This window comes from Mesorhizobium sp. M0563 (genome assembly GCF_040321065.1).
Classification (GTDB): domain Bacteria; phylum Pseudomonadota; class Alphaproteobacteria; order Rhizobiales; family Rhizobiaceae; genus Mesorhizobium.
Window position 1 is genome coordinate 89,471 of record NZ_JAMYQV010000004.1, and the last position, 13,972, is coordinate 103,442.

A 13,972-nucleotide genomic window follows, 5' to 3' on the forward strand; every position below is an offset into this window, starting at 1 on the left:
TCGCTGGATTCGAACCAGAAGGAGATTGTCACCAATGGTCCTTGTTAACCGAATCCTTCTTGTCGTGCTCGGCATGCTGGCTGCCATGGATACGGCCGCTGCAGCGGAAGCGCAGGTCGCCTATCGACTTTCCGCCGGCGACACCGTCGAGATAGGAATTGCCTCCATCCCGGAGCGAACGCAACGTGCCGTGGTCCAGATGGACGGCACGATCGCGCTTCCCGAAGTCGGGATGGTTTCGGTGGGCGGCCTAAGCCCGGCCGAACTGCAAACACGCATGCAGACGATCCTGCCAACCAAGATATTCCACCATCGTCTGCCTGACGGGCGGGAGCAAATGATCGTCATCAAGCCGACAGACGTGACCGCCGTGGTCGCAGAATATCGGCCGATCTATGTGACAGGGGATGTGCTCACTCCCGGACAGCAGGCCTACCGGCCGCTGATGACCGTGCGGCAGGCGATTGCCGTGTCAGGTGGTTTCAGCCTTTTGCGGTCCCGGGCAAACCAGGTTGGCCCCGATCCGGTGGATCTGCGGCGCGATTACGAATCGCTTTGGGGGGAATACACGAGAGACTACTATCACAGCGCCCGCATTCGCGCCGAACTTCAGGGCAAATCGAGCTTCGACATGCAGCCACCACAAGGATCGCCCTTGCCGGCAGTTTTTGCATCGGCGATCGCCCAGGCCGAAGCAGAAGGGCTGAAGCTCTCGTTGGACAACTTCCACCAAGAGCAGAGCTTTCTCGATAAAAGTGGCAAGGATGCCGCTGCACAAACCGAGACCTTGCTCAAACGCGAGCAGGCCGAAGCGGATGGCGTGAAGGCGGACGAAGACGAGCTGGCGCGCGTAAGGAAAGCGTTTGAGTCCGGAAATCTCACCAATAACCGGCTCGCCGACGTCCGGCGCGCTTTGGTACTCTCTTCCAGCCGGGCACTCGAAACGTCGGTTGAACTTATGAGAGCACGACGTCAGCAGGCTGATTTTGCCAGACAGCACGAACGCAATGACAACCAAAGAAGGATAGGTCTGCTGACTGAGTTGAAAGATACCAATGTGCGTCTTGCCGACATCAATGCAAGACTTCGCGCCGCCAGCCAGAAGTTGCAGCCCACGGGAGCTGCCGCCCTGCCGTTGCCGGTTGCCGGTGAGACGATCCAAGCCGAGGTCACGATCGTTCGCAGGGTCGGCGAAGAATGGCGGAAACAGCCGGCCCAAGAAGACACCGAGGTCATGCCGGGAGACACGATCGAGGTAAAGTTCAGCAGCGCTCTCGAGAGCGCGGCGATCCGATAGATCGGCTGCGCCTCGAGCCAAGCGGCCGCCACTGGGTTGGCAGCCGCTTACTGCCTGAAAGCTCTGGAAAATTGGTCGGTAAGAGGTTTCATCAAGTAGGACCAGACACTGCGCTCGTCGGTTCTTATATGGACTTCGGCGGGCATGCCCGGTTTGAGGATTTTCTCTCCTGTCAGGCAGGTCGCTTCGTTCTCGACATCGATGCGCGCCGAAAAATAGGAAAGCTGACGTTGCTGATCCTTGATCAGATCTGCGGAGACGCGGTTGACCGAGCCTTCGCAAGCCGGTGTAGTGCCGGCGTCGAACGCCGGAAAGCGGATCGACACCTGCTGTCCGGGATGGATCTCATCAATGCGCGACGGAGGAATGGAAGCGTCTACGACAAGGTTGTCGGAATCGGGCACAATCATCATGAGCACCTCTCCGGCGCCAATCACGCCTCCGACGGTGTGGACCGAGGATTCTTGTACCGTGCCTGATTGCGGGGCGCGAATGTCTGTCCTGCCGAGCTCGTCTTCGGCCACCACCTTGCGCTCACTGAGTTCGGTCTGCTTGGCTTCCGTTTCGCGAAGTTCGTTGGTCACGTCGCTCCGCATTTGTTCGTCGAGCTGAAGCACCTGCAGGTCCGTTTCACTGATGTGAGCTTGTACCTCTGCTATCGCTGCGACAAGGCGTCCCGATTCGCCGCGAGTCCGGGTCTTCTCCAGGCTGACAGTGCTCAACCTCTCCTTGGAGACCAACTTCTTTGCGTAGAGAGATTCGACGTCAGCAAGGTTCTTGGTCAGCAGATCCAGAGACTCATCCGTCGCAGACTGCTGCGATTTGAGGCCATCGATCTGACGTTCCAGCTGCTTAGCGCGGCTTTGCAATTGTGCCTTCTGGCCAGCCAGCGCCGCAGCACGGCTTTCGAACAAGGCACGTTCGCCACTGACAAGCGCCGCCACTTGCGGGTCACCCATTTGAACCCGAAGGCCAGGCGGGATCTGCATTTCCGGCAGACCCTGGCGCTCGGCTTCCAGCCGGGCCAGACGAATGGTGGCTCGATTGAGGTCCTCGGTGATTATCTGCAGGTTTGCTCGGGTCAATGTGTTGTCCAGCCTGACCAACACGTCGCCGGCCTTCACGTGATCGCCGTCCTGCGCGAAGATTCCGCCGATGGTGCCGCCGGTTTGATGCTGGACTTTTTTTATGTTGCTTTCGACCACCACAGTTGCAGGCGCAATCACCGCGCCGGCAATCTTGGTCAATCCCAACCACAGCCCTCCGCCAAAGATCAACAGCAAGCTGGTTGCCAAGCCCAAGAGCAGATTGGCCCGGATGCCATCCGGATCCGGCTTCGTTTCCAACGAACGGCTTTCGCCACCGGGCGCGGCGTATGGCGACACGGTAACAGTAGAGCGATACCTCACATATGCCCGGCTGCACCTCTGTGCAGCGGAACGAGAATGTTCTGCCAGGCTCCGGAGCAGATTGCCCCAGGGTAAATTGGCTCGAATGCCATCCGGCTCTGGCTTCGCCCCGGTCGGCTGGCCTTCGCCAGCGACCGCAGCATATGACGACATGGTCACGTTAGACACTAAGCAATACCTCACGCATGCCCGCTTGCACCGTGCTGCAGCGGAACGACAATGTTTGGCTTGTCCGGACGCGGGAAGGGCCGGATCACATTTGCCAGAACGTCTTCGCGCGAACCGAACGAATGGAGCATCCCGTTCGACAGGACGAGTACCTGATCGATGTTGACGAGAGCGGAGGGGCGATGCGCAACGACGATCACGATACCGCCGCGCTGACGCACTGCCAGGATCGCGCCGGCCAAAGCAGCATCGCCGTCTGCATCCAGATTGGAATTTGGTTCGTCAAGAACGACGAGGAATGGATCACCGTAAAGTGCCCTGGCAAGTCCGACGAGCTGCCTCTGCCCAGCCGACAGGGCTGCGCCGCCTTCTCCGATGCGTGTTTGAAAACCCTGCGGAAGACGCATGATCATCTTGTCCACGCCCGCAGCTTTGGCAGCTGCCAACACGCCCCTTGCGTCGCTTTTGCCGCCGAACCTTGAAATGTTGTCGGCGATCGTGCCGTCGAACAGCTCAACGTCCTGCGGCAGGTAGCCAATATGAATGCCGAGCAGCTCTGAATTCCACTGATCGAGCGAGGCGCCGTCCAATCTTACCGTTCCTCGAAGCGGCTTCCATGCCCCGACCAAAGCGCGCACGAGCGTGGTCTTGCCGGAGCCGCTCGGGCCGACGACCGCCAACCCTGCGCCCCTCGCCAAGCGGAAGCTTACATTGAAGATTGTTGGCTTCTGCAGACTTGGTGGCGCGACCGTCAATTCCTCGACCGCAAGCTCCGCCTTTGGGCGTGGCAGTTCCATTGGCTCTTGCTGGCTATCAAAAGCATCCAGCGCTGCCGCCAGCTCGGAATAGCTTTTGCGGGTTGCCAGAAACCCTCTCCAATTTGCGATCGCCACATCGACCGGCGCCAGTGAGCGGCCCAGCAATATGGACGACGCTATGATCACACCCGGCGAGGCCTCGCCCCCGATCACGAGGTAGGCACCAAGCCCCAGCACGCATGATTGCAAGGCCATTCGGAGCGTCTTCGACAGTGAGCTCGCTGCGCCAACGACGTCGGAGAGCCGTTCCTGGTTCTTCAGATAAAGATGACTGACCTCGTTCCAGCGCCGGCTAAGCGGGGCGGACAGGCCCATAGCCTGAACAACCTCTGCGTTGCGGCGGCCGGAATCGGCCAGAAGCCGCTGCGCAACGAGTGTTTCAGACGCACGAGCCGCAGGTTTGCGGCCGATGATCTCCGCAGCCACCGTCAAAAGCACAACGGCGCATGCGCCGAGCGTTGCCAGCACGCCAAGCGCAGGGTGCAGCAGATAGATGACCACCATATAAAATGGTATCCAGGGAGCGTCGAATAAGACTGTCGGCCCCAGTCCGGAAAGAAAGCCACGTAGCTGGTCCAGATCACGAAGCGGATGTACCCGGTTCGCATCCGGCCCGGCAACGAGGGGCAGGGAAAGCGAGGCTGCGAACGCCTTTTGCTGCAGATTTCTATGCAGGCGGCTGCCGATGCGGACCAACAGGCGAAGCCTCACGAAATCGAGGAGCCCGTAGGCCGCGTAAAGTCCCAGCATCCCGACTGTAAATCCGACAAGAGTCGGCACGCTCTGCGAAGGCAGCACGCGATCGTAGACCTGGAGCATGTAGACGGAGCCGGTCAAGGCGAGGATATTTATCAATGCGGAGAAAACGCCTACGCCAACGAGGCCGTGCACACAGCCGAACATCGCGGATCGTAGATCGAGCGAGCGCCCTTTGGTTGACTTCATGATATGCGCTCTTTGACGCGAAATTGCCGCGCAATCTCGTCGGTTCTTTCGATGAGGGACAAACTTTAACCTTCCGGGAAGCAGCAGCTCCGCCCTTCGCTGCTGGAACATTACGAATTGCTTACATATGTGCCTTCTTTGATTAAAATGTAGCAAAATCGTGACGCCAGGCTGAGAATTCGGCAACTGGCTCGCCAGGCTGGGGATAACCGGGTCTGGTAAGGAGATATTCCTAATCATGACACAGCGCAGAAGCTTATGGTCATCTTTGTAGCATCAAGGCGTCGAAGCGTCTGGGGACGGATGGGTTTTGATTTTGTCGATCGAGAGTTAAACGGTTTTGAGATACACTTCATCGGAACGCAATTGTCGGCCACCAACGCCGGCTAAAACGGGGAGGCGAGTGTCGTGAGCGAAGAGATCAATGTTGCCGACGCCTACGGCAGGGGCCGCAGCACCTTCATGGGATTGCAGCTGCTGGTCTCGCCCGGTGCGCTTGTTCCTCGGCCGGAAACGGAACTGCTCGGCAACGCCGCTCTCGATGTTCTGAGCCAACTGAACTTGCCGGTGCCTCGCGTTGTCGACATGTGCTGTGGGGCGGGCAATCTGGCGTGCGCCATCGCGCACCACGCTCCCACCGCGCGCGTGTGGGCAAGCGATCTTACCGACGGATGCGTGGAGGTCGCGCGCCGCAACGTCACCCATCTTGATATGGAGGAGCGGGTAACGGTGCTTCAGGGCGACTTGTTCGGCGCCTTCTCCGGCTTGGAGCTTGACGGCACGATCGACGTGATCGTTTGCAACCCGCCCTATATTTCGGAAAAACGGCTCGAGGGCGATCGTTCGCATTTGGTCGAGCTCGAGCCGCGTGAAGCGTTCGCAGCCGGACCCTACGGTCTGAGCATCCATATGCGAGTGCTCAAGGACGCGCCGCGTTATTTGCGGCGCGGAGGCATCCTGCTTTTCGAGGTTGGGCTTGGCCAGGACCGGCAGGTCATGAGTTTGCTCGAGCGTTCCAAGGCTTATGAGAGTATCCGGGCAGTCACCAACCAGGCCGGCGAGGGCAGGGTGGTTGTGGGGCATACGAAGGCGCAGGCGTAAGCACCGCCGTCGCGACAGGCCTAGACGCGCTGTCGCAACCGGAAACGGTCGGGGACTTGAAACAGAGTTGCGCGAGATGTCGGCAAATCAGTTTCTCTTGCGCATGACATATTGCGCAATTCCCTCGATGGAATCGAGATTCTCGGGCAGCAGCTCGCTGTCTTCGACCGTGATGCCGAAGGTCTCCTCGATGAAGCCGATAACCTCGAGCACCCCCGTCGAGTCCACGATGCCTTGGTCGAGAAGCGAGGTGTCGCTCTCCAGGCTCTCTGGATCGGCTATATAGAAATTCGACGCCAGGAAAGCGCGAATTTGATCGCTGCAGGTATCGGTTCTATCCTTGGTAGACAACATTGATTTCGCCTCCGGTACAAAAAATGAATGCTGATCAACTTCGCCCTGATACCGACTCATGACAGGGCGGTTTTTTTGAGTTTGCCCGTGTCGGTCATCGGCAGACTGGGTACGATGACGATCGACTTTGGAACCATGAAGTTTTCCAGTCGTCTCTGGCACTCTTTCTGCAACTGCTTTTCACCGATCATGCTTCCTTGCTCCATCACGACAAATGCCTTCACTGCTTGTCCAAGCAACTCGTCCGGAACGCCGATGACCGCGGCTTCCCGTACGCCCGCAATCTCCATCAACACGTTTTCCACCTCCTTCGGCGCTATCTTCTCGCCCCGCGATTTTATGATCTCGTCGCCGCGACCGACAAAGTAGAGGTAGCCCTCGGCGTCCATCCGGCAGTAATCGCCGGTGTACAGGACCTGCTCGCCCGACAGCGGTCCGGGCTTGAGCTTCCTGGCCGTCGCCTCCGGCTTGCCCCAGTAACCCTTCATCACCGTCGCTCCGCGGATGACGAGCTGGCCAACGACACCGTGGCCGACCCGCCTGTCATGCTCGTCGACAATCCACATTTCCGTATTGGGGATGGCGATCCCGACGCTCAACGGCTTTCGCTCGAGATCCTCCGGCGGCAGGTAGGTACAGCGCTTGCATTCGGTAAGGCCGTACATCGAATAGATACGGGCACGAGAAAATAGCTCCTGAAGCAGGAGAATGTGCTTGAGCGGCAGAGCGGCCGCAGTGTTCGTGACATAGCGAATACTCGAAAAATCCTGATCCCTGAGAGACTTGAGCTCCCCGAGTGCGGCGAAGATGGTCGGTACGCCGGGAAAGCCCGTCACCCTTTCTTGCTTGATCAGCCCAAGGATCTGCGCGGGGAAGGCGAACGAGCGTTCAAGCACCAGCCGGGCGCCCGCGCCGAATGCCATGATCATCTGGTACAGGCCGTAGTCGAAGGCGAGCGGCAGGACGTTGAGGATCACCTCGTCTTCAGCAAGCGCCAGGTATGAGGAAATCGAGGCGCACGCGGCAACCATGTTTCGGTGCGTCAGCATCACGCCCTTGGGCTCGCCCGTCGAGCCGGACGTATAAATGATTGCAGCAAGATCGATATCGATGCAGCGGCGCGCGGGCGGCGTGCTGCGGGCTGCCGCGACCGCAGTTTCCCAGCGCACAGCATGCGGCAGTTCTTGCAGGTCGTCGCGTTCGATCGGCCCGGAGACGATCATGCAGCGCAACGATGGGCAATTCCGCGCCGGCTCCCTGAAAATCGAATGCAGGTGGTTGTCGGTGATCAGTGCCGTCGGGCGGCAATCGTTGAGCAGATAACCAAGCTTGTCGCTTTTGGTGAGTGGATTGACGATGCACACCACGGCGTTGGCCTTGAGCACGGCCCAGAAAGCGACGACGGCCTCGACAGTGTTGTCGGCGAAGATCACCACCCGATCGCCGCGCGCGATTCCGGCCTGGCTCAAATGATGCGCTATGGCGTTCGACCGCATATCGAGATCGCCGTAGGTGACACGTTGATTACCGCACACCAGGGCCACCTTCCCGCCGAGCCGGCTGGCAGAGTGGATGAGATAGTCGTGCAGGAGCGGTACGGCGCCATGCATCATGCGAGCACCTCTGCGCGATGCTCGCGGTCGATATCGACGCTGAGCTTGAGCGTGCGAGCTCCACTTGGTCGGCTCGCGATAAATTGCTCATGAAGAAGCTGCGTCGACAGCACCCCGACCAGCGCCATATTGTCGGAGTTGGACAGGTCGGCGCCGCCGGCGCTGGCCTGGCACTTGCTCAGGAGACGGGCAACCGACTTAGGATCGAAGACGTTTGCCTCGCGCAGCGCCGCCTCCGAAAGTGCTTCGCGAATATAGGCCGGAGCGCCATCGGCGACGAAGCAAAGCGCGTTGGGGGCCCGGTAGGGCTGCTTCTTGCGAGTGACGATTTCCGACGGCACAATCGGTTGCGCCACACGCTTCAGAACATGCTTTTCATCGAGCACGCGCAGCTTGTAGGCGGCCGGAAGCGAATTCGCGAGCCTCACGAGTTCATGATCGAGGAATGGGAAGCGCCCCTCGACGGAATGGGCCAAGAGCATCCTGTCCCCTTGCGATGAAAGCAGGTATCCCGACATCAGCGTCTGGATCTCGATATGCTGGTCCTGCGCAAGGGAGTCCCATCGCGAAAACTCCGCCGGCAGGCGGGCAAGCAGCTCGGACACGGCGTTGCGGCGCTCCGTTTGGGCGCGCATGTCTGCCGAAAACAGCCGCTTGATGGCGCTCGTGGTACGCCAGCGCGTGCCATGCGCAAAACCAGGTGCGTCATGGGCGTGGATGTCGCGCCCGAAGAACTGGCGTGCCATCGCCTGCTGTTGCACCGGCGAGCGGCTGAGATAGGGATAGAGGCGCTCCAGCAGCCGGGAGCGTCGCGTCGAGGCGGGCTGGCGTCCCCAGAAACGGCGGACCTTGCCCTCGCGGAACAGATCGTAGCCGGCGAACATTTCGTCGGCCCCTTCGCCGGTCAGCACGACCTTGATGCCATGCTGACGCACCAGTCTCGATAGCAGGAACAGCGGCGCCGGCGCGGTCCTGAGGATTGGCCGCTCGGTGTGGTAGATCACCTCAGGGAAGATGCCAGCGATATCGCTGCGCGAAACAACCACCTCATGGTGCTCGCTTCCCGCCACGCCGGCAACCAGGCGCTGGAAATGAGTCTCGTCATACTCGGCGTCGGCAAAACGCAGGGAGAAAGTCTGGAAGCGCCCGCCGGCGAAGCGTCTTCCAAGCGCGGCGACCAGCGAGCTGTCGAGCCCGCCGGACAAATAGCAGCCGACCGGCACGTCGGCGCGTACTATCCTGAGCGCCGTAGCGGCTTCCAGGGCGCCGCGCACTTCCTCCACCGCGTCATCAAGTGAACCGGCGAATTCGTCATCGCCGGGTCCGTCAACCTCTGGATAGCTTGGCTTCCAAAAAGCCCGCTCGCGAACGATGCCACTGTCATAAATGCGAATGTGCCCTGGAGTGAGTTCGCTTACTCCTCCAAACACGCCTTGTGGCGGCACGACGGTCCAGAGCGTGAAAGTCTGATCGATGCCGGCTGGATCGAAGGCGCGGGGTATATCCGCATCGGCCGCGAAAATGGCCTTCACCTCGCTGGCAAAGTAAAGCCGTCCGCCATGCTCGCAAAAATGCAGCGGACAGATGCCGAACCGATCCCGCGACAAGACGAGTCGACCCGCCACGGAGTCCCAAATGGCGACTGCCCATTGCCCATTCATCCGCTCGAAGGCGGCCTCGCCCCAGGCATGATAGGCATGGACGATGACCTCCGTGTCGCTGCGTGTGCGGAAGCGATAACCGAGCGCGACCAGGTCTTGTCGCAGCTCGATGTAGTTGAAGATTTCGCCGTTAAAGACGATCCACATTGTGTCGCCCGCGCCAGCGAGTGGCTGCTGGCCACTGGCGAGATCGATGACGGACAGACGGGCATGCGCCAATCCCGCACGTTTGTCCCGGTAAAGACCGCGCTCGTCCGGGCCGCGATGCGCCAGTGTGCCTACCATGCGCATCAGCGCATCACGGGAAGGGGGCGCCGCGGCGGCGCTCAGCGACACAATTCCGGCGATGCCGCACATCGCCTAGCCCTCGCCCATTGAAGAGGACACCAACGGCCGCGCGTGAAGATAGCGTGCGGCGCGCCGTTTGCTGTCGATATCCTTGAAAACTTTCTGAACCTGCACCACGGTGAGACCGGTGGCCTCGGCGACGTCTTCGCTAGCGATCCCGTGGTTTAACCCGTAGAGGCACAAATCCATCAGATAATAAGGCAGTGCGAAGTAGAACTCCTCCTGGCTCTGCGCCATCGAGAAGGTGTCCGTGGTGGGCGGTCTGCGCCGGACCTCTTCCTCCACCCCAAGATATTCGGCCAACTGGTAGACCTGGGTCTTGTAGAGGTGAACGATTGGCATCAGGTCGGCGATTCCGTCGCCCTGCTTGACGAAGAAGCCCTGGTCGTATTCCAGGCGGTTCGGCGTGCCCGCTACCGCGTAGTTGAGGCGGTCGGCATGATAGTACTCGGTCATCTTGCGCAGGCGCTGCTTGTAATTGGTTGCGGCGACGATCTGCAGATAGGCTGCCGACGGCAGACGCACCGTGTCGGTCCTGCCCTCAGGGTCCTGAACCGTGAGGCGCGTGATGTTGAGACCATTGCTCTCGAGAACTGAGGCCAGCACCAGCTTGCATTTCCAGCCGTCCCCATAGTCGGGAACGACAGTCTGGATTGCCTCGGTCTGCCGACAATAGGCGCCGATCGCTTCGAGGGCCGGTGTTATGTCCTCTAGGATCGCATCGATGCCAAGCTGTGCGGCGACAGTGCGGCCAAGCCTTAGCGAGTCACCGGAGGAGTGGCGCTCCGGCATGAATATTCCGAGGACCTTGTCTTTCCCAAAGGCGCGAACACACAACGCCGCGACGACGGAGCTGTCGATGCCGCCTGAGAGGCCGACAACCGCGCCTCGACGTCGCAGCGTGCCAAGGACCTGCTGGCGCAGGATCTGGACGATGCGATCGACCTCCGCAGCAGCGTCGAGCACAAGCGCGTCCTTGCTGAATGTTGAGATCAGGTCGATAGCTTGTACTCCAGTTTGCGAGACTCGGTTGGCGAATAGGTTTGCGCCACCGCTTTCTCGATAAGCGGGCGGTTGGTGGCGAGGTGAGGTTCTACGACCAGATCGATGTGGCTGCCGACGATCGGAATCACGTCCAGATGTCCGAAAGCGCGATCCCAGCCGATGGCCAGAGGCATTCCGGGTCGAGCACAGCGGAACAGGGTGCCTGTGATCGGCAGCGCCGGCTTTGGCTCGGCCACCCACTGGAAGAAGGCTCGCGCGCGCAAAACCTCTTGCAGTTCCAGTTTGGTTCTAAAACTCGTCGCGTTGAACTGTCCCTGAGCGAAACGATCGAGAAACCGGACCAGTTGCGCCTCGCGCCGCATTGCCACGGCGACTTTCGCGAGGGCCCGGCAAGCCATCCGATAAGCGGATACGCGGTTGGTTCGGATTCGATTGAATGTGCGCGTAAACGTCTCCCAGCGAGCGCTTCGCTCGCCGACGAGACTGGTGTCGAGAATGCCAAGGAACCTTACGGTCCGCCCCGCGGCCAGCAGCCGCGCCGCAACTTCGAAAGCGACAGCACCGCCGAGCGAATGACCGAGAAGTCGTATATGACCCGCGGGTTGAGCGCGGCGGATCTGCTCGACGGCGGCATCGGCCATGTCGGAGAGGCTGTTTTGCCCGCGCAGGATCATGGTCAGGGCTGGGTACCTGATCGGGGCAACGCGGGTGATCTTGCCCATCGCTGCTGCAAAGGCAGCAAGGCTCGGGCCGTAGCCGACGGATCCCGGGAACAGAAAAAGAATTGGAGGATCATGCTTCTGGGCGCGCGCGCTTTGGTCGCCTGCCTGTGCAGACGCGACCGCCTTGACCATCTCGTCCAGGCTCATTCCAACGGTGAACGCCTCAAGGCCGAGTTCCTGCCCGATGGCGCTTTCGATTTCCATGACGCAGTGCAGCAGCTTCAGCGAGTCTCCTCCGGCGTCATCCCAGCGTCCCGCCGCTACGCGCGTATTGAGGATGCTGGTCCACGCCCGCTGGACGATCTGCTGCGCCGTCAGCTTGCCTCGCGGCTCGAGCGGACGCGCCGTCGCTGCCGTCCCTCTGGCTGAAAGATCCATCTCTGCAAGTGTCGAGATGTCCACCTTGCCGCTTGGCAGACGCGGGATCTCGGCGATCGTGTGTAACCGCAAGGGACGCAGCGGCGGTGGCAGATTGATCCTCACAAGCTGGCGAAGCTCGTCCGAAAAGCTCGCTTCGGCCGAGCGCCGAGGAACGGCAAAGGCGACAAGCTCATTGGCCGCAGTCACGATTGCCACGGCATCCGCAACAGCATGCGCGCAACGCAGCACCCGTTCGAGTTCGGCTGGCTCGACGCGTCGACCGTTGATCTTTACCTGCCGTCCCTTGCGACCGACGATGTGCAGTAAGCCTTGATTATCAAGTCGGACGAGGTCACCTGTCGCGAAAATCCGAAGGCCTGGATCGTCCGGGTCTGATGTCGCCGGCATAACCGCCCCGTCCTCCCAATGGCCAAGCAAGACATACGGGCTCCTGATCAGAAGCTCTCCGCTGCGGCCCGATTGAACGCAGCGGCCCGCTTCGTCGACAATTGCGAAGGTGATTCCAGGCAGCAGCCAACCAACTGGAACCGAATCTCCATGCTCCGGCCAGTCTCGCGGCAAGAACCATTGTGAGCCGGTGGTCTCGGTTGACGAGTAACCGATCTGGATGAGGCACGTATCGGAGACGGCCTTGCGCAGCAGTGCGATGTCGGTCCAGGGCACCTTCTCGCCACCGATCCGGGCGACTCTAAGCGAATGGAACGCTTCAGCAGGTCCGTCGGCCATGAGCGCGCGAAGCAGCGCTGGCACCAGATAGGTGATTGTCACGCCTTCGGATCGCACTAGGCGCTGAACGGCGCGCAAGCCGACCGCTTCGACTTCGACCAGATGCAAAGTGGCCCCGGTGAGAAGGGCTGCAAGAATCTCCCGGTACCCGGCGATTGTGGCGGGTCCGGTCAATGGCAGGAAAACATCATCCGAGTTGATGTGGCATGCATCGACATATTGCTGGACCCGGCACAGCAAGCTGCGCTGGCTGTTAACGATGCCTTTGGGGCGGCCTGTGCTCCCTGACGTATAAAGCACGATGGCGGGCGCATCGACCGAGACGGGGTAAGGCTGAGGCACTTGTACCGATTGCGAGGCCGCACTGGTGGGCACATCGATCCAACTGACTTGGTGAGGCAAACCGGCGGGTCGGACATTGCCCTCGCCCAGGATGGCCGAGAGCCGCGCCCCCGCCATGATTTCCAGGATCCGCGAGCTGGGATCTCGCGCGTTGAGTGGCACCGAAAGTCGCCCAGCCGTCATGCTTGCCAGCATGGCGATGGGATACCAGGCCGAGTTGGCCTGAAGAATCCCTATCGCCTGTCCGTCTGGGACGGCGGCAGCGATCTGGTAGGACAGCGTCTCAACTGACCGGAGAAGCTGGGAATAAGTCAGACGATTGGCGCCGTCGCTGATTGCAAGCTTGTCGGGGTACTGGCGGACCATATTTCTCAGGTGATCGAATACGGCAACGTTGGTAAAATCGGTGCCCAATCCTTGAAATGGGCGCAGTACCGGACCACCCTGATCCAGTGCGTATTGTGGAACACTTGACCATTTATTGGAGGTCGTTGTCTGACAATCCACCGCTAGATCCTGATCCGCGACTTCTGATCCCAAATATGCCGAAGACATGAGTTGCCCACGCTAAGATTAGGATCACTTATCGCCTCCCGCCCCAATCTTTTCATCGATCATTCTGATGATGCCCCGATCTTCGCCCAAGGACGCTTGGTTAGTCACTTCGCCTGTTTCGCAAGCCGCCGGCAGAGCCAATCATGCCGGGCTCGCGTGGTGCGCTTGACGCAGCGAGCACTGGCGTTCGTGCCAAGTTGGCAACGCCTGTTACACATCTGCCAAGGTGGGATCGAAGACGGAATCGCCGCTATTCAGGCACATTGCCTATTCTGTGGTTCTCCCGGGCGATACCGGCAATGGTTCAGTATCGGAGTAGCTGCCGGCGACAAAACAATATGCATAGATCTGTCCCCGATTTTCGTCAGTCACGCGGATCCAGTCTTTTTCCCACTTTCGGAAGGTAATATGTCCATCAGTCACCATGGCCGCAGCCTTGAACGGACTCGGCGCGTTGACGACGCGCACCGAGATCACATCGTCGCCGTCCATACGCTCGACGAGATACGTCTGCATGAAAGCCTCCC

At 60.2% G+C, this 13,972-nt stretch carries 10 protein-coding genes; 2 read left to right on the forward strand and 8 right to left on the reverse strand.

The window, feature by feature from the left end:
• The first annotated feature begins 34 nt into the window (after positions 1-34).
• Positions 35-1,297, forward strand: a complete 1,263-nt coding sequence (locus tag NKI50_RS07740) for a polysaccharide biosynthesis/export family protein (RefSeq protein WP_352639375.1) — start codon at positions 35-37, stop codon at positions 1,295-1,297.
• Between the two features lie 47 nt (positions 1,298-1,344).
• Here NKI50_RS07740 and NKI50_RS07745 read toward each other — a convergent pair whose 3' ends face one another.
• Together NKI50_RS07745 and NKI50_RS07750 are read right to left on the reverse strand one after the other, a co-directional pair.
• The gene (locus tag NKI50_RS07745; RefSeq protein WP_352589441.1) at positions 1,345-2,643 is read right to left on the reverse strand and encodes an HlyD family type I secretion periplasmic adaptor subunit; all 1,299 of its coding nucleotides are present in this window, start codon (positions 2,641-2,643) and stop codon (positions 1,345-1,347) included.
• A gap of 242 nt (positions 2,644-2,885) precedes the next feature.
• Complete coding sequence (locus tag NKI50_RS07750) at positions 2,886-4,637, reverse strand: type I secretion system permease/ATPase (RefSeq protein WP_023718552.1); 1,752 nt, start codon at positions 4,635-4,637, stop codon at positions 2,886-2,888.
• Positions 4,638-5,045: 408 nt separating this feature from the next.
• Between NKI50_RS07750 and NKI50_RS07755 the strand changes: the two genes are divergently transcribed.
• A complete protein-coding gene (locus NKI50_RS07755) occupies positions 5,046-5,738 on the forward strand; it encodes a N5-glutamine methyltransferase family protein (RefSeq protein ID WP_023718551.1) in 693 nt (230 codons plus the stop codon).
• 87 nt (positions 5,739-5,825) lie between these two features.
• Here NKI50_RS07755 and NKI50_RS07760 read toward each other — a convergent pair whose 3' ends face one another.
• From NKI50_RS07760 to NKI50_RS07785, 6 genes are all read right to left on the reverse strand, one after another.
• Positions 5,826-6,092, reverse strand: coding sequence for an acyl carrier protein (locus NKI50_RS07760; RefSeq protein WP_023718550.1), 267 nt, complete (start codon positions 6,090-6,092; stop codon positions 5,826-5,828).
• A gap of 56 nt (positions 6,093-6,148) precedes the next feature.
• Entirely contained in the window at positions 6,149-7,705 is a 1,557-nt protein-coding gene (locus tag NKI50_RS07765) for a class I adenylate-forming enzyme family protein (RefSeq protein ID WP_352639380.1), read from the reverse strand.
• Positions 7,702-9,723 (reverse strand): asparagine synthase (glutamine-hydrolyzing), encoded by a 2,022-nt coding sequence (asnB, locus tag NKI50_RS07770; RefSeq protein ID WP_352494500.1) that lies wholly within the window; start codon positions 9,721-9,723, stop codon positions 7,702-7,704. Before asnB ends, NKI50_RS07765 begins: the two co-directional genes overlap by 4 nt.
• Before the next feature lie 3 nt (positions 9,724-9,726).
• Positions 9,727-10,710: an NAD(+) synthase gene (gene nadE / locus NKI50_RS07775; RefSeq protein ID WP_031193946.1), complete on the reverse strand. Its 984-nt coding sequence runs from the start codon at positions 10,708-10,710 to the stop codon at positions 9,727-9,729.
• Positions 10,707-13,445, reverse strand: a complete 2,739-nt coding sequence (locus NKI50_RS07780) for an AMP-binding protein (protein WP_502897709.1) — start codon at positions 13,443-13,445, stop codon at positions 10,707-10,709. The genes nadE and NKI50_RS07780 overlap by 4 nt, the downstream gene beginning before the upstream one ends.
• Before the next feature lie 267 nt (positions 13,446-13,712).
• Entirely contained in the window at positions 13,713-13,961 is a 249-nt protein-coding gene (locus NKI50_RS07785; RefSeq protein WP_023718545.1) for a hypothetical protein, read from the reverse strand.
• Positions 13,962-13,972: the final 11 nt, after the last annotated feature.